Annotated in this window: 13 protein-coding genes; 6 read left to right on the plus strand and 7 right to left on the minus strand. The window is 66.3% G+C overall.

The window, feature by feature from the left end; translation table 11 throughout:
- Nucleotides 1-13: 13 nt before the first annotated feature.
- The 4 genes from GQY20_RS27325 (at nt 14) to GQY20_RS27340 (ending at nt 6,353) form a co-directional block, all read left to right on the plus strand.
- Nucleotides 14-991 carry a lysylphosphatidylglycerol synthase domain-containing protein gene (locus GQY20_RS27325; protein WP_269769790.1) on the plus strand — a complete coding sequence of 326 codons (978 nt, stop codon included), beginning with the start codon at nt 14-16 and terminating at the stop codon, nt 989-991.
- A gap of 228 nt (nt 992-1,219) precedes the next feature.
- Nucleotides 1,220-3,604: a TonB-dependent receptor gene (locus GQY20_RS27330; protein WP_198351238.1), complete on the plus strand. Its 2,385-nt coding sequence runs from the start codon at nt 1,220-1,222 to the stop codon at nt 3,602-3,604.
- A 416-nt stretch (nt 3,605-4,020) separates the two neighbouring features.
- Nucleotides 4,021-5,784, plus strand: a complete 1,764-nt coding sequence (locus GQY20_RS27335) for an ABC transporter ATP-binding protein (RefSeq protein ID WP_157220344.1) — start codon at nt 4,021-4,023, stop codon at nt 5,782-5,784.
- A 206-nt stretch (nt 5,785-5,990) separates the two neighbouring features.
- A complete protein-coding gene (locus GQY20_RS27340) occupies nt 5,991-6,353 on the plus strand; it encodes a hypothetical protein (protein ID WP_157220345.1) in 363 nt (120 codons plus the stop codon).
- Between the two features lie 196 nt (nt 6,354-6,549).
- Here the strand turns inward: GQY20_RS27340 and GQY20_RS27345 are convergent, their stop codons facing one another.
- Entirely contained in the window at nt 6,550-7,749 is a 1,200-nt protein-coding gene (locus tag GQY20_RS27345; RefSeq protein ID WP_198351239.1) for an MFS transporter, read from the minus strand.
- A 92-nt stretch (nt 7,750-7,841) separates the two neighbouring features.
- Here GQY20_RS27345 and GQY20_RS27350 point away from each other — a divergent pair, with 92 nt between their 5' ends.
- The gene (locus GQY20_RS27350; RefSeq protein WP_157220346.1) at nt 7,842-8,768 is read left to right on the plus strand and encodes a LysR substrate-binding domain-containing protein; all 927 of its coding nucleotides are present in this window, start codon (nt 7,842-7,844) and stop codon (nt 8,766-8,768) included.
- A gap of 191 nt (nt 8,769-8,959) precedes the next feature.
- Nucleotides 8,960-10,168, plus strand: a complete 1,209-nt coding sequence (locus GQY20_RS27355) for an MFS transporter (RefSeq protein ID WP_157220347.1) — start codon at nt 8,960-8,962, stop codon at nt 10,166-10,168.
- A 7-nt stretch (nt 10,169-10,175) separates the two neighbouring features.
- Here the strand turns inward: GQY20_RS27355 and GQY20_RS27360 are convergent, their stop codons facing one another.
- The 6 genes from GQY20_RS27360 to GQY20_RS27385 are packed head-to-tail and all read right to left on the minus strand — an operon-like array spanning nt 10,176 to nt 16,217.
- Nucleotides 10,176-11,003, minus strand: a complete 828-nt coding sequence (locus GQY20_RS27360; protein ID WP_157220348.1) for an RDD family protein — start codon at nt 11,001-11,003, stop codon at nt 10,176-10,178.
- Nucleotides 11,004-11,022: 19 nt separating this feature from the next.
- The gene (locus GQY20_RS27365) at nt 11,023-12,045 is read right to left on the minus strand and encodes a stage II sporulation protein M (RefSeq protein WP_157220349.1); all 1,023 of its coding nucleotides are present in this window, start codon (nt 12,043-12,045) and stop codon (nt 11,023-11,025) included.
- Nucleotides 12,042-13,352: a DUF58 domain-containing protein gene (locus GQY20_RS27370; protein ID WP_157220350.1), complete on the minus strand. Its 1,311-nt coding sequence runs from the start codon at nt 13,350-13,352 to the stop codon at nt 12,042-12,044. Before GQY20_RS27370 ends, GQY20_RS27365 begins: the two co-directional genes overlap by 4 nt.
- On the minus strand, nt 13,349-14,305 hold the full coding sequence (locus GQY20_RS27375; RefSeq protein ID WP_157220351.1) for an AAA family ATPase: 957 nt from the start codon (nt 14,303-14,305) through the stop codon (nt 13,349-13,351). Before GQY20_RS27375 ends, GQY20_RS27370 begins: the two co-directional genes overlap by 4 nt.
- On the minus strand, nt 14,302-15,516 hold the full coding sequence (locus tag GQY20_RS27380) for a hypothetical protein (protein WP_157220352.1): 1,215 nt from the start codon (nt 15,514-15,516) through the stop codon (nt 14,302-14,304). Before GQY20_RS27380 ends, GQY20_RS27375 begins: the two co-directional genes overlap by 4 nt.
- Nucleotides 15,513-16,217 carry a DUF4129 domain-containing protein gene (locus GQY20_RS27385; protein ID WP_232476284.1) on the minus strand — a complete coding sequence of 235 codons (705 nt, stop codon included), beginning with the start codon at nt 16,215-16,217 and terminating at the stop codon, nt 15,513-15,515. The genes GQY20_RS27380 and GQY20_RS27385 overlap by 4 nt, the downstream gene beginning before the upstream one ends.
- Nucleotides 16,218-16,315: the final 98 nt, after the last annotated feature.

The raw sequence follows: 16,315 nt of genomic DNA on the forward strand, positions 1-16,315 counted from the left end.
CCGGCTCGGCCTGCTGCTCGCGACCCTGATCGGCTTTGCTGCTGCGATCTGGGCGATCGGCGCGACTGGCCTCGATAATATTCTGGATGTCAGTCGGCGTATCGGCCTGGGCGGCTTCCTTCTCTATTATCTCTATTCGCTCGGCGTGTTCGTGCTGCTCGGCGCGGCGTGGCTGGTTTCGGCACCGGACGAACCGGCCCGGCGACTGGGATTGTTCACCCGCGCACGATTGTTGCGCGAGGCCGCGGCCGACCTGCTGCCCTTCTCGCAGATCGGCGGCATTGCCCTCAGCGCCTGGCTGATCGTCGGCGGCGGCGTGCCGACGCCGCGCGTCTATGCCTCGCTGATCGTCGACATGACGACCGAGCTGGCCAGCCAGCTGGTTTTCACCCTGCTCGGCATCGCGCTGTTCCTCTCGATCCTGGCGGCGGGATCGCATGCCGCATCCATCCGCCCGCTGATCCTCGGCGGCATCGCGATGATTACGGCGCTTACCGTGCTGTTCCTCGTCGCGCAGCGGTTCGCGCTCCGTATCGCGCAACGGCTGGCGCAGCATCTCCTGCCGGATTCGGCCGGCACGGTGGCCGGCATCGGGACGGAACTGCAGCGCATCTATGCACGGCGCCGGCGTGTCGCGGCCGCATTCCTGCTCAACCTCGCGAGTTGGATCGCCAGTGCAGCCGGCGCCTGGATCGCGCTCAGGCTGATGGGCCTCCATCTCTCCTTCTGGACGGTGCTGGCGCTGGAGAGCCTGATCTTCACACTGCGCAGCGTCGCCTTCGCGATTCCCGGCGGGATCGGCGTGCAGGAAGCGGCCTATGCGCTGGCCGGGCCGCTGCTCGGCATCTCGCCCGAAGCCGCCCTCGCCCTCGCCCTCGCCAAGCGTGCGCGCGATCTGGCGGTCGCGGTGCCGACACTTGCCATCTGGCAAATTGCGGAGAGCCACAGACTGGCCGTCTCCCTGCGGCAGCGCCGGCGAACCGGCGCCTGATCGGCCGGCTTCGGAGCCCGACGGGCTGCCAGGGAAAAAGCGACAGCTGACGCAATCGAGACATCGATGCCGGCCGGAATCGCGAATTCAAACAAACTAAGCGTTGCCAAGCCCCCGATTCCGAATCATATTTAATGTTAGGAGTGACCGACGTTTTTTGCGGAACATTCCAGTCAAACCGGCACGCAAAACAATAACGGCCGGGTGAGAAGAGAGAGGGGATCGATGATGAGGCGTCGTCTGCACGGCGCGTCCATGACGAAGTTCATGGCGTGCGGATCGGTTATTGCATTCACGGCATTTGCAGCTTTTCCGGCCTTTGCCCAATCGGGCGCTCCGCAGCAGGGGCTCGAGGATATCGTCGTCACCGCGCAGAAGCGCGAGGAAAGCCTGCAGAAGGTGCCGATCTCGATCACCGCGGTCTCGACGGCGACCATCCAGAACGCGCGCATCACCAACGTACGCAACCTGACGTCGATCGCGCCCAACCTCTATGTCACCCAGCAGGGTGGCGGTTCACAGATTCCGGCCTATTCGATCCGCGGCGTGCTCGCCGCCAACGCCTCGCCGGGCGCCGACAATGGCGTCTCGCTCTATGTCGACGGCGTCTACATCGCCCGTATCAACGGGTCGCTATTCGACATGGCGGACATCGCGCGGATCGAAGTACTGAAAGGCCCGCAGGGCACGGTGTTCGGCCGCAACGCCACCGGCGGCGCGATCAGCATCATCACGCATGATCCCACCGGCAAGTTCGGCATCCGCCAGGAACTGAGCGCGGGCAATTACCGCCAGTTCCGTTCGAAGACGCGTATAGACCTGCCCGCCTTCGGCCCTTTTGCGGCCACGGTGAGCTATTTCCACGACCAGCGGCGCGGCGATATCCGCAATCTGGGCGCCGGCACGACCTGGGACTACAGCACGAACACCAACGGCCAGTTCAAGACGGTCACCTCGCCCAAATATCTCGGCAGCACCAACACCGATGGGGTGCAGGCGAAGCTGAAGTTCGACAATGACGGCCCCATCACGGCCACCTACAAGTTCGACTATACCGACCAGCACTACACCTCGCTAGGCGTGAGCGTGCTGGGCTTCGGCACGGCATATAGCGGACTGCTGGGGCTGCTTTATTCGAGTCAGCCTTCTTCCTCCGTGCTCGGACCGATCACCGGCAAGCGGCCCAAAGCAGTCAACAACTGGTATGCGGCGCCCGGCCATGTCAAAAACTGGGGCCATACCTTCACTGCCAACTGGCGGGTGAGCGATGTCGTCACGCTCAAGAACATCTTTGCCTATCGCAAGAACACGACCGACGATTATACCCAGATCGACGGTGCGGGCGGACTGGTCGCCACGGCTCCGTTCCTGACGGCGCTCGGCGTTCCCGCCGCAGCGCAGCCCTATCTGATCGGCTCGCCCTTCACCATCCTGGGGGTCAACGTCTACGGCCAGGAACATACTTGGAGCGACGAACTACAGCTCAACATCACCAATGACTTCTTCAGCGTCACGAGCGGGCTCTATTATTTCCAGCAGAGCGTCGACACGGGCGGCCATGGCGTGAAGCAGATCCCGTCCTTCCAATTCTCGCCGGGCTTCGTCGTGCCGGGGCCGATCGTGCCGCCCTCCACGCTGCGCGCCAAATCCTATGCGGCCTATCTGCAGGCGACCTTTCACCTGACCGACCAGCTCGACTTCGTCGGCGGCGGCCGTATCACGAAGGATATCAAGAACGGCACCGACGTGACCGGCGGCGTAGATCCCTCGACCGGGGCCTTTCCGACCTTCTCCTATCGCAACAGCAAGCCGACCTGGCTGGTGGGGCTCAACTATCAGGCCACGCCGAACATCCTCACCTATGTGAAGGCGAGCACCGGCTTCATCTCGGGCGGGCGCCTCGGCGGCCTCAGCTACGAGCCGGAATCGGCGCAGTCCTATGAAGGCGGCATCAAGGCGGACCTGCTCAACCGGCGGCTGCGCGCGAATCTCGCCGGTTTCTATGTCGACTATACCAACCTGCAATTTCCCTTCCTGGGCTCGACGGGCGGCCTCGGCTATCTGAATGCCGGCAAGTCGCGCGCGTGGGGCGGTGAGCTGGAGCTCACCTATCTTCCGGTCAACGGGCTGACGCTGCAGGCCAATCTCGGCTACACCAACTTCAAATATACCGAAGTGGCCCCGTCCGTGCTGGCCGGCCGGCCGCTCAGCCAATTCTATCCGTCGATCCGCCCGAAAGTGACCGCGTCGGGCGTGGTTCAATATGAATCGGAACCGATCGTCTTCGGTGCCCGCCTGCTCGCGCGCGTCGAAGGCAATTATCGCAGCAAATATTATCTCAACCAGGCGATTCCGAGCGCAGCCGAACAAGCCGCCAATCCGCAGACGGCACGTCTCGCCGGATTTCTCGTATCGCCGGCCACCTTCCTGCTCAACGGCCGGCTCGGCCTGACGGAGATTCCGATCGCCAATACCAAGGCCCAGATCGCGCTGTGGGGCCGCAACCTCACCAACCGCAAGGAAATCACCCACGTATCCAACCTGACGGTGATCTATTCGGGCTCGTACGAACCAGCCCGCACCTACGGCATCGATTTCAATTTCGAATTCTGATCGACAGTAAAGCGGGCGATCCGATCACATCGGACCGCCCGCTTCCTCCCAGGCTTTCCGGCAAAGGCTCGACGCGGAAGCGCGCAGCCAAACATCCTTCTGCAAATGCTCATCGCCGAGTAACGTATCTCGAGCGCCGCTCGCGACCATCCGCCGAGATCCGGAATGGCAGCAGATCGCTTCTGGCCCTTAGCTCTTTCCAGCCATTTTGGGCGCGGCGGGATCGCCGCCCTTTCCATTCGCGATCGACACCAATGTGACGGCGAGGCCGAACAGACTGTGCGACGAACGTGCAACTCATGCACCGCCGATGAGCAGTGGCTCCCATCTGGCTCCAGAGTAAATGTCTTTGCGGCCGCATCGTTGCTGCGGGAAACCGGTTCCCACTTTTCCGCACGATGCTCTAGCGTCGTTTCGTGACGACCGGCCCCATTCATCCGCAACGCGACTCGAACGCCAGGCTCCGCAACGCGGTCCGGGGCTTCCTCGGCCACATCCTGCGCTTCGAGCGGGGACGGCTGGCTCGCATGATCCTGCTCTCCACCGCCGGCGCCATCGCCGAGGCGGCCGGGCTGATGCTGCTCCTGCCGCTGCTGCATCTGCTCGGCATCTCGGATCGGTCCGCCGCCCGTTATTTCGGCATTGCATTCACTCTGGAGGCGGGCCTCGTCCTCTATCTCGCGATCATCGTGGCGGCCGCGCTTGTCATGCGATCGCGTACCATCGCCACCATCGCGCTTCGCATACGACTGGTCGATGATTTCCGGCGCGATCTCCATGCCGCCCTCCTGAAGATGAGCTGGACCGGTTTCCAGCGGCTACAGGGCACGACCGTCACCCATGTGATGACCATGGAGGTCAGCCGCCTCGGCTCGGCGGTCGATTGCCTGACGCAGCTCGCAACCGCCGGCGTGCTGATCCCGTTGCTGCTGGCGGTCGCGATCGGGCTCTCCCCGGCGATGACGCTCCTGACCCTGCTGATCGCCGGCGCGATCACGCTCCTGTCCCTGCCGCTCAACCGGCAAGCCTTCACGCTGGGCCAAGCCACGGGCGAGGCGATGCGCGACCTGCATGCCTCGATCGTCGACGATGTCTCCGGCCTGCGCCTGATCAAGAGCTTCGGCGCGGAAGAGGAGCGCCAGCGTCGTTTCGATAGGCGGCAGGAGGCCGCGCGGACCCGGCAGCTGGCCTTCGTCGCCTCCACCGCGACCAGCAATGCCGCGATCCGGACGGCAGGTGCGATCTGCGCGGTGCTGGGGCTGGTGGTGGCGGTGCGCCTGTTCGCCATGGGCCTGGCCGCGGCGGTGGTGTTCGTCGCGGCATTCGGACGGCTGATGATGGCGGCGTTGCGCATTCAGGAATCCTGGCGGCGGCTGCTCAACGCATTGCCCGGCTTCGTCGCTGTGGACGAGATGCTCGCGCTGTGCCGGGCGGAAGCGGAACCGCATCAGGCCACCTTTCCCGTCGCAGGCGCACCGGGGCTACGCCTGCTTTCCGTCAGCGCGCAGCACGGTACCGGCCATTCCCCAGCGCTGCACGGCGTGAGCGTCACCATCCCGGCCGGCCGGATCACCGCGGTGGTCGGCCCATCCGGTGCCGGCAAATCGACCCTCGCCGATATCGTGCTGGGCCTCGCCGAGCCAATATCGGGCCACATCTATGTCGGCGATCTGCCTTTGACAGAGGAGAATCGCGCCGGCTGGCGGAGGCATGTCGGCTATGTGCCGCAGGATGCCTTCCTGTTCTGCGAGAGCATCGCAGGCAATCTGCGTATCGCGTCCCCTTCGGCGCGGGACGAACAGCTCTGGACGGCGTTGAACCGTGCCGGCGCGGCGGAGGTGGTGCGGCGCCTTCCCGAGGGCCTCGATACGATCGTCGGCGACCGCGGATCGCGGCTGTCGGGGGGAGAAAGGCAGCGTCTGACGATCGCGCGCGCTCTGCTTCGCAATCCCAGCATGCTGGTGCTCGACGAACCGACGAGCGGCCTGGACGAGGAGAATGAGCGCGGCGTACTGCAGACGCTGGCTGGCCTGCGGAACAGGGTGACGATCCTGCTGATCACCCACCGCCCCTCCACCCTGCGTCATGCCGATCACATCATAGTGATGGACGAGGGCCGCGCCGTGGACGGAGTGCCGCCGCCCGAGCTTGCGCACTCCGCGGCCCTGCCCTCGCCCTGACCTTTTCTCCGAGGGGCGGCACGCCGCGTCCGGTCATCCGCGCGAGGCGAGACCGTTCTTGGCTGCCGGATCGGCGCCTATCCGACATATGCAGGTTACGAGAATATGGACGATATGTAATTTTGCGAGTCGTAGACGTTCATCAATCCATCAGAATGGTGATCTTAAATATAGATCCGCGTGAGGGCTGATGATTGGAGTACATCATGAAGAATTTTATCTTGTTGGCTATTGCAGCAACCGCTTTTTCGACACCCGTTCTAGCGCAGGAGACACATGCTGAGCATATGAAAAAGGTTGCCGCTGCCCACAAACATGACATGGCCGTGGACCGCCTCAAGGAAAACAAACATGCAGAGGCCCGCATTGCCAGGATCGACAAGGACCGTGCCGCCGATCGCCGTGAGGCCGAGATCCGCGCCGGCAAGATCCGCAAGGACCAGCTGGCGGACCGCCGCGAAGCGGTCGAGCGCGCCCACAAGATCGAAAAGGAAAAAGCCGCGGACCGTCATGACGCCGTCCACAAGGACAAGGAGCACGCCGCGCCCGCCAAGCCGACCGCCCATTGATGTCGACGCGGCTGAATCATTGTCAACGCCATGGCTTGGCATACGAGACGGGCAATGAGGGAATGACCTTTTGAGGACGTTGATGCACGGAAGAAACGACACGTTCCGCTCGGCGGTTCGTGCCTGTCGGGATCTTCCGTGACGCCTTCCCGCGTGCGGCCTGTTCCGGGCGGATCCAGCCCGTAAGCTCACCCTTTCATTCGAAGCTCGGCTGCAGCGAAGGCCGCAACGCCAGCACGAGGGGAATGATGGCCGCCGCCGTCGCACCGGCAGCGACGATGCCGACCGCCTGACTGCTGTGATCCGCGATCGCGCCGTATAGGATCGGGGTGAATCCGCCCGAACCGATGACGCTCGTATAGAAGATAGCAAAGGCCCGGCCCGTATCGCCGCGCGGCGCAAGTTCGGGCACCGTGCCGTAAAGCACGGACGACGTGCCATTGAGAACGATGCCGAGCACTGGCAAAACCACCAATGTGGCACCGAGCGGCGTGAACAGGGTGAGCAGGATCAGCAGCGCAGTCGACGCCTCCGTCGCCACGACGCTACCGACGACGCCCAGGCGCTCGCTCAACCAGTTGCAGGTCGCCTTGCCGAAGGCTCCGCCGATGAAGAGCAGCGCCAGGGCAATGCCGACCGTCGCCGAACTGCCGCCCCGACCATGGATGAGGAAAGGCAGGAACAGCAGGTAACCCATGCGGGTCGCCGTATCGAGCGCGCCGATCGCGGTCAGCAACCCAAAGCCCCGCCGACCCACGGCAGCGATGCCTTGGCTCACCGGGCCCTGGATGTGCGCGGTTTTCGATGGAATCAGCCACGGCAGTACAGCGGCGACGGCCAATCCGAGCAGCGCCATCAGGCCGGCGACCGGCCGCCATGCAAGAAGCGGTATCAGCACCGCCGCCAGCGCCGGGAGCATCGCTTTGCCGAGATCGCCCGAGAAATTGTAGATGCCCAGCGGGCGGCGCGACGCCTTGCCATAGCTGTCCGTGACGAGCGTCGAGCCGCGGGGATGCTGGATGCTCGAACCGACACCGGCGACGAGCAGGCCCAGACAGAGGCCGGCAAAGCCCAACGGCAATGCCATGACCAGAAAACCGGCCGCCGCGAGCAGCGTCGAAAGGATGAGCGCCGCACGCGACGAAAGGCGGCGCAGCACGTGATCGGCAGGAAGCTGCAATCCGCCCATCGTCCCGTAATAAAGCGCGCGTACGATGGCGAGGCCGGCATAAGAAAGGCCGAACTGCGCCTGCCAGATCGGCAGAAACGCATAGAGGCCATCGGTGTAGCCATCGTGCAAGGCATGGGCGATACAGGCTGCCAGCAGAGTGCGCGGCTTGGCCGAACCCCGGCCCTTCCGATCTTCTCCGGCCATTCCCTCGGTCGCAATCTCCAAGACGTACCTCCGGAAGCCATCCTAGATTGGTGAGCTTTCCGGAAAAAGCTGCCGGTTGATCACGATACCCGTGAGCTTTACGCATAGTTTCGATGCGCCAGCTCCCACCGCTCAACGCCCTGCGCGTCTTCGAAGTCGCCGCGAGAACCGGCAGCTACGCGGCCGCTGCGAGCGAACTCGGCCTGACCCACGGTGCGGTGAGCCGGCACGTCGCCACACTGGAGGCATGGCTCGGGCAGAAGCTGTTCCGCAAGGACGGACGGCGCATGGTCGCGACGCCGATCGCCGCGATGTTCGCCGATGAAGTTGCCCACGCATTCGATCGCGTGGCGCGCGCCGCCGAGGCATGCGGACGTCCCGCGACACGGCGCATCCTGCGGGTGAGCGCACCGACCAGCTTCGCGATGCGCTGGTTGATCCCCCGGCTTGATCGCTTTCACGGAGCCTATCCGCAGACTGAGGTGGTGATCAGCACGGTCTCGACGGTGCTCGAGGATCTGCGGGGCGGCTTCGACGTCGCGATCCGGCGCGGCACCGCGCGCGGCGAGGCATGGCCGCACTATAGGGTGGCGCCGGTTCTGGAGGATGTCGACACGCTCATCATGAGCCCGGCTCTGTTCGAGCAGCGCCCGATCCGGCAGCCGGCGGACATAGAAGGCCACGCGCTGCTGGCGAGCGAGACTCGTCCCGGCGACTGGATCGACTGGCTCGACGCGGCAGGTCTGTCACATCGGGCCGGCCAACCCCGACAGACATTCGATCATTTCTTCATAACGCGTCAGGCGGTCGAGGACGGCCTCGGCATTGGCATCGGCCCATTGCCGATGCTCGCGATCGATATCGCGGCCGGCCGGCTGATGACGCCGCTGCCGGAGATTCGTGTCCGGCGAACCGGCTATGTCGCGCTCGTACCGGATCATGCCGGAAAGACGTCGGTGCTCGGCAGCTTCGTCGACTGGCTTGCCAGCGAGGGGGAAAACGCCATGCCGCGCATGATGCCCTCGCCCCCCGCTGCATGAAGTGACGGCGCGGAAAGCGACGGTCCGATACTCTACCGCTCAACCGCCGACCGCAACCCGGCTTGTCTTTCAAGCCCGTAATCGGCAAAGCGCGCCATCGAACTGCCTCCTTCCCTGCCACGCTCGAAAAGCGTTTCGCCTGGGAAACCGGCACGCCAAAGCGGAAGCTCACGGACCATCCCTCGCCCATCATGAAAGCGCAACGCAACCCCAAGGAAGATTCGCCGGAACCGTCCTCTGCCCTGATCGTCGCCATCTCGTTCGCAACGGGCGCGTTGGTCGCCAATCTCTATTATGCGCAGCCGATGGTGGCGACGATCGCGCGGGATGTCGGCATCGGATCGGATATCGCGGGTGCCGTCACCAGCGTCACCCAGATCGGCTACGGCATCGGCCTGATGCTGCTCGTGCCGCTGGCAGATCTCGTCGAGAATCGCCGGCTGGTGCTCTTCACGCTGGTGGTCACCACGCTCGCACTGGTCGCCACGGCGCTGTCGAATGCGGCGCTGCCCTTCTTCGCCGCGGCCCTCGCGATCGGCATCTGCTCGACCGGGGTGCAGGTGCTGCTGCCTTTCGTCGCGCATCTCGTGCCGGAGGCGCGGCGGGGACGGACGGTCGGCAATGTCATGGCAGGATTGCTCACTGGTATCATGCTGGCGCGGCCGGCAGCGCTGTTCGTTTCGGCCAGCTTCGGCTGGCGGGCGATCTTCTGGCTGTCGGCGGCGCTGATGGTACTGATCGGCATCGCGCTCGTCGCGCTGATGCCGCGCCATCGCCCCACCGGCGGGCTGCACTACGGCCAGGTCCTCGGATCGATGGCGGGGCTCGCGCGCTCCATGCCGGCGGTGCGCTGGCGGGCAGCCTATCAGGCGCTGATGTTCATGGCGTTCAACCTCTTCTGGACAGCCTCGCCGATGCTGCTGGCAGACCGTTTCCACCTCGGCGAGCATGGCATCGGCCTGTTCGCACTGGCGGGGGCAGGCGGGGCACTCGCCGCCCCGCTGGCCGGTCGTCTGGCCGACGGCGGCCATGGCATGCGCGCCACGCTGATCGCGATGGCCACGCTCGGTCTCGGCTTCCTGCTGTCCGGCTGGGCGGCGAGCATGTTGTGGCTCGGCGTAATGGCGATATTGGCGATCGTCATCGACGCCGCGGTGCAGATCAATCAGGTGGTGAGCCAGCGGATCATCTTCTCGACGCCGTCGGAGACCCGTGGCCGGGTGAACGCCATCTACATGACCGTCACTTTCGCGGGCGGCGCACTGGGATCCGTGCTGGGGTCGCTGACCTATCATCATGGCGGCTGGACGACGACGGCGCTCGCCGGCGGCGCGATCGGGCTGGTCGCGCTCATGCTCGCCGTCATCCAGCTTCGCGGGGAGCGGAGCCGGCGGGCATGACCCCCTCTTACGCGCTGGCGTATTTGTCCGCGCGGCGGCGGCCGACCAGCAGCCCGCGTTCCAGCCGCACGCATAGCGCGGCATAATAATCCTGCAGGAAACCGTAATCGTCGCCATCGTCGGCCAGGCCGGCCTTGGTGCGGATCGCGGCGGCGACGGCGGCGACGGCATCCTCCTTGCGGCCGCGCAGCACGTCTTCCAGCGCCTGCAACTCGTAGATGCCATAGAGATCGAGCGCCGCGTCGCTGAAAATGCGCCGCTGCCGCCCGATGCCGGCGGCGAGATCGTCGCCCAGCCCCCTCTTTTCGTTGCGCACGACCCAGGTGCCCGCGATCAGATCGCCGACGCGCAGGCGATCGCGATTGAATAGCGGAAAGAAGAGGAAGATGCCGCTCCAGGCCAGCGCGAACAGCGTTATGAAACCGTCCACGGCGCCCTGCGCGCTCTGGTAGCCGAGGAAGGACAGCGGCAGGAACACCTCGATCTCGCGCATCGCATTGCGTGCGACCACCGCGCCGCCGGTCAACCGGGCGCCGTCCCGCGCCACGACGCGCAGGCCGATGATGCGCTTGCCCGGCGTCGCGCCACGGCCGCCGAGTTCGAACAGGGTGAACCAGCCATTGCGCAGTACGAAGGAGCCGAGCAGCCAGAGGATCAGCAGTATCTCGGCGCGGCCGCGCGTGGCGGCGAGCAGCAGCATCACCAGGAAGGTCGCGGCGATCAGCGTCACCACGATCAGCACCCCGTCCAGGATGAACGCCGCGGCGCGGTTGCCGGCACTGGCCAGTTCGAGGCGCAGGTCGACACCTTCGGGCGTCACGAAGCTGCGCGTCATAGATCGCGGACCGGAGGGCCTAGTGCGGCGCAGCCAGCGCATGACGCCTCCGCGGGAAATAGAAATAGCTAAGCCAGCCGACCAGCATCGCCGTACCGATCGCATAGCGCGGGCCATCCGCCAGCACGGTCTGCCGCCCTATGCCCTCCAGCAGGCCGGCGACGGCGAGCATCATCACCGTGCCGCCCATCGCGACCGCCGCCGACCGCCCCGCGCGCGTGGCCGCGTCGATGCGGGTATCGCGGCCCGGAAAAGCGATGGCGGTGCCGATCCGCATGCCGGCCGCGCCGGCGATGGTGATCGCGAACAGCTCGGTCGTGCCGTGGATGAAAAGCCAGCCGGTGAAGCCGACGCCGAGGCCGCGGGGAACGAAGACCGCGAGCATCGCGCCGAGCATCAGGCCGTTATAGACGAGCAGCATGAGCGTGGGCACTGCGAAGGCGAAGCCGAGCGCAAAGGCGAAGATTGCAATCTGCGCGTTGTGGGTGAACAGGGACGTCGCGAAGGTGGCGAGCATGCTCTGCCCGCCGTCGTACAGCGTCTTGCGCAGCGCCTCGGCCGAAGCGGACGGGTCCCGTCCGCCCGCCATGTCGTCGCCGACGATGCCGAAGAACCAGCCCGGATCCGATCGCACCAGCAGATAACCGACGATCGTGCCGGCGACGCCCAACAGCGCGGCGACGATCGTCTCTCGCCACAACGCCTGCACCGCTTCCGGCCAGCCGCGCGCGAAGAAATGACCGAGCTGACGCCAGGCGGAGGTCGGCACGCCGTAGATCTGAAAATAGGCGCGCGTCGAAAGCTGCTCCAGATAAGCGATCAGCGATCGATCGAGCGAGGTCTCCCGTGCGACCGAGAGGGACGACAAGGTGGTCCGGTAGAGCAGCGGCAACGCCAGCAATTCCTCGTCATCGAGCGCGCGGATCGAGCGTTTCTCGATCCGCGTGACGAGCGCCTCGAGCCGCTCCCAATCCGCCGCATGGGCCGCGCGGAAGCGCGTCGCGTTGACCAGCGCAGGCTCCGCGGGCGCGAATGCGGTCACAACAGGTTCCTCCGCTTGAGATCGACATAGCCGGCGACCAGGCTATCGCCGACGCGATCATGCTCGCTCTCGATCACATGTACGCCGAGATGGCGCAGACGCAGGATCACGATGCGCCGATCCTTGAGCAGCGCGGCGGCGGTGACGGCGCGGGTGACGTCGTCTGCGGTTTCCGGTGCCCGGTCCGCGATCGTCTCCAGTTCCTCGTCGCGCAGCACGAGGACGAGCAGCAGATGCGTCTCGACCAGCCGGGCGGCAGCCCGGACGAGGAAATCGGCGGAGGTGAGATCGGTGAGCTCGGTCATCAGCACGATCATCGAGCGGCGGGTTAGCCGCGTCGCGAGCGTGGTGAGGGCGAAGCTGTAATTCGTCTCCTCGCCGCTATAGTCCACCTTCGCGGCCAGGCGCTGCAGCTCGGCAAAGGCGCCCGCGCCGGAGATGAGCCCGCTGGCGATGCGCGGCCGCGAATCGAAGGCGTGGAGCGCGACGCGATCGCCCAGGCGCAGCGCCACCCAGGCAGTGAGCAGCATCGCCGAGACGGCGCGGTCGACACGCGGCAGGCCGGCGACGGGCTCGGACATCTGACGGCCGGAATCGATCGCGAAGACGATCTGGTTGTTGCGTTCCTCGCGAAACTCCTTGGCATGCAGCTTGACGTGCCGGGCCGACTGCTTCCAGTCGATCGCGCGGCGGTCCATGCCGGAGCGATATTCGACGAGCGCATCGAAATCGGTGCCGTCGCCTCGCGCCATCTGCGCGATCAATCCCTCCAGCGCGTGCCTTTGGAAGATACGGGCGCCACGCTCATGCACCGGGCGGATGTCCGGCAGGATCGGGAAGCTCTCCTCCACAACCAGCGCACGCTGCCGCCAGGCGAGGCCGAGCGGGCCGCGCCAGCGCAGCCACAACCGGTCCACCTGCCCGTTTCCGCGGCGCAAGGTGAGGGCCGGCACGAGCGCCCGCCCGCGGCCGCCGCCGAGCGCGATCCGGATGCGCCCCTCGTCCGGCAGGGCAAGCAGCGCGTTGGTCGCAAGCGCGATCTCGGCCGTACCGGGGGCCGCGCGTCCGGCGAGCGTGACCGCCACCTCCAGATCGATATCGGCGCCGACCGGCGCGGACGCTGGCGCCTTCACGCTCGCCGATCCGCTGCGCGCGCCCGAAAAGGCGTCGAGAAAGGTCGCGACCAGCACCGCGACGGGCCAGGCCAGCCCGGCATACCAGCGGCCGGGCAGCGCGACCGCGATCAGCAGCGCGACGGGAGCGCCCGCCGCGGCAAGCAATACGGCCGCGCGCGTGGGATAGATCAACGCGGCGCCTCGATCGCTTCGATGATGCCGCGCACCACGTCTTCGATCGCCCGTCCATCTATCTCCGCGGCAGGGGAGAGAACCAGCCGGTGGCGCAGCAGCGCGGGCGCCAGCACCTTCACGTCGTCCGGAATCACGAAGTCCCGCCCGTCCAGCGCGGCCCGCGCCCGCGCCGCGCCGGCCAGCATCGCGCCGGCGCGCGGCGAGGCGCCATTTTCGAGGTCGGCCACATCGCGCGTCGCGCGGATCAGCGTGGTGATATAGTCGATCACCTCATCGGCGAGCCGCACCGAGGCGACGCTTTCCACCGCTGCATGAATGTCCTGCGCCGATGCGATCTGTGCGACGCCCCATTGCTCGGGCGACATAGCCGCTTGGCGCGCGCCATGGGTGGCGACGATGCGCCTTTCCTCCGCAGCCGAGGGGTAATCCACGATATGCTTGAACAGGAAGCGATCGAGCTGCGCCTCGGGCAGCGGATAGACGCCCTGCTGCTCGATCGGGTTCTGGGTCGCGATCACCATGAAGCGCTCGCCGAGCGGCAGGCTCACGCCGTCGATGGTGACGGTGCCTTCCTGCATCGCCTCGAGCAGCGCGGCCTGCGTCTTGGGCGGCGTACGGTTGATCTCGTCGGCCAGCAGGATGTCGGTGAAGATCGGGCCGCGGGTGAGGGTGAAGGTCGAGGTCTGGAAATTGAACAGGTTGGCGCCGATGATGTCGCCGGGCATGAGATCCGGCGTGAACTGGATGCGCCCGAAGGTAAGGCCGAGCGCGCGCGAGAAGCTGTTCGCGATCAGCGTCTTGGCGGTGCCCGGCGGCCCTTCGAGCAGGATGTGGCCGCCGGCGAGCAGCGTCACGAGCATCAGATCGATCGTCGCGTCCTGACCGACGACCGCCTTGCTCACCTCGCCGCGAATATTCTCGGCGAGCGCCTTGACCTCATTGACCGTCAACCGCCCTTCTCCTGTTTCCATCGATGCAGCCTCTGTGCGGCAGCCAGCATGGCGTGCCGGTCGCCCGCGTCCCTCGCCTGATTGGCGAGATCGCTGAATCGCTCCCTGCCGCCCAGGCCATCGAGATAATCGTCGATCGCGCCGTCGTGGAGCCGCGCCGGCACGCCGAACGCCGCCACCGCGAGATCGCGCACCACATCGGCATAGCGGCGGCCAAGCGCCGCCTCGCGCCCGGCCTTGCGCACCAGCGCCGCCGTATTGTCGATCAGCGCCGCCTTGCCGAATGCAATCGCCCGTTCGCGCCGGCGCGCCGGGCCGAAGCGAGCGAGCGCCTGCATCGCCACCATCATGAGCGCGATCGCCACCGCCAGCGTCATCGCCAGGAAGGGCGGTTCGAAGGCGAGCTTGAGCGGGCTGGGAGCGGCGCCGAAGCCGTTGAGCGTGACATCGAACTTGATCGACGTCGCGCCACCCGAATTAAGATAGTCGAGCAGCGTCAACGCCGACTGTGCCTGACGGGCATCGGCCATGCCGATGTTGGAGAGCAAATCCGGATCGGCGAGCACATAGAGCGGCCTGGTGCCCAGCTGCGCCAGCACGATGCCGCCGCGATCGTCCGTGATCAGCGGGCGCAGTTCCTTGCCGGCTATGGTCTGCAGCGGGCGGGCGGCCGCGAACTGGATCGCGGGCGGCACGTCCACCGACCGGAGCGGACGGCCGCCGCTGCGATGCCGCGAGACCGAGAAGCGGAATTGCGGAGCGAATACCGCCTCGGGCGCCGCGCGGAGGACGAGACCGGCCTCGCGTACCCAGCCCGTCTTGTCGGGATCCGCGACGGTCGCCCATTTGGGCAGGATGACGAGCGTCGGCTTCACTGCGCGCCGCGCCAATATCTTGCCCATATCCTCCAGCCCGGTCTCCGGCGTGAGGACGACGAGATCCTCGGTATCGAACAGCGTGTCGTTGCGCAGGATCACCGGATTGCGCCCCGTCGCCTCCGCCAGGCGCACGATGCCGCCGAAGCCGACCGCGGCGGTGGACAGCGCGTGGGCGCCGCCATTGTGGCCAGATCGCAAATCGGGCGCGAAGGCACCGAGCACCAGCGTGCCGAGGAAACCCAATATGCCGATGACGAGCAGCAGCGCCACCGTGCGCGGGCGGAACACGCCGTCCGCTCCATCGCCCGCGGCCCGGATCGCGAGATCGCTCATCCGCGCCACGTCGCGGCAAGAGCAAAACGAGAATAGTCGTCGCGCGCGATCTGCCATTCGCGCTCGCTGACCGGCCGGCCGCCAAACAGGCTGCGCTCGACGAGCGCGGCAATGCCGGTGAAGAGCAAGCGGGCGCCACTCGGTACGGCATCGGCCGAGGCGAGTTCCCGGCTGGTCAACGCCGGCTGCACCAGGCGCGGCCGGCGGCGGGCGATGTCTTCGACGGAGCGGAGCAGCAGATGGTGCACCGCCTCGGCATAACGGCCCTGGGCGGCCAGTGCGTCGGCCTCCTGCAGCCAGGCGCGTGCCGGCGCAGCATCGGGGCGCCATTCCGGCTCTTCCTCCGGCACGTCCAGCGCGGTCGCCGACCTGCGCCGCTGCGGCAGGCGCCATTCGCCATGGCGTAGGCGTTCGACGATCATCCAGATCAGCAGCGCGGCAGCCGCCCCCAGCACCGTCCACATCAGGATATAGGCATAGGGCAGATCGGGCAGGAAACTGCCGAGCCAGCGGAAGAAGCGGCCGACCGGACGCAGCATCCGGCCGATCCAGCGCAGCATGTCGATCAGCCATTGCGGCGGTTCCGCCGGCGGAGGCGCGGGCTTCAGGGTGAACTGGATCGATCCGTCCGCCTTGAGCGCGGCATGGGCGGCGGCGAAACGCTCCGCGGCAGCCGCCGCTTCCTGCGAATTCCCGCTCAAATCCGGCCCCCGGCAACTGCCCGTAACAAACATCCAAAGTAGAGCAAGTGGGTGCCCGTGCAACGGCGAAAATAGTGGACAGTATCCGAAGTGGAGGC

Source organism: Flavisphingomonas formosensis, from assembly GCF_009755815.1.
Taxonomy (GTDB): Bacteria; Pseudomonadota; Alphaproteobacteria; order Sphingomonadales; family Sphingomonadaceae; genus Flavisphingomonas; species Flavisphingomonas formosensis.

Excerpts from the sequence above, each read along its gene's own strand:
- GQY20_RS27380 (WP_157220352.1), bottom strand. The coding sequence starts at position 15,516 with ATGAGCGATCTCGCGATCCGGGCCGCGGGCGATGGAGCGGACGGCGTG.
- GQY20_RS27350 (WP_157220346.1), top strand. The coding sequence starts at position 7,842 with ATGCGCCAGCTCCCACCGCTCAACGCCCTGCGCGTCTTCGAAGTCGCC.
- GQY20_RS27355 (WP_157220347.1), top strand. The coding sequence starts at position 8,960 with ATGAAAGCGCAACGCAACCCCAAGGAAGATTCGCCGGAACCGTCCTCT.
- GQY20_RS27330 (WP_198351238.1), top strand. The coding sequence starts at position 1,220 with ATGAGGCGTCGTCTGCACGGCGCGTCCATGACGAAGTTCATGGCGTGC.
- GQY20_RS27340 (WP_157220345.1), top strand. The coding sequence starts at position 5,991 with ATGAAGAATTTTATCTTGTTGGCTATTGCAGCAACCGCTTTTTCGACA.
- GQY20_RS27360 (WP_157220348.1), bottom strand. The coding sequence starts at position 11,003 with ATGACGCGCAGCTTCGTGACGCCCGAAGGTGTCGACCTGCGCCTCGAA.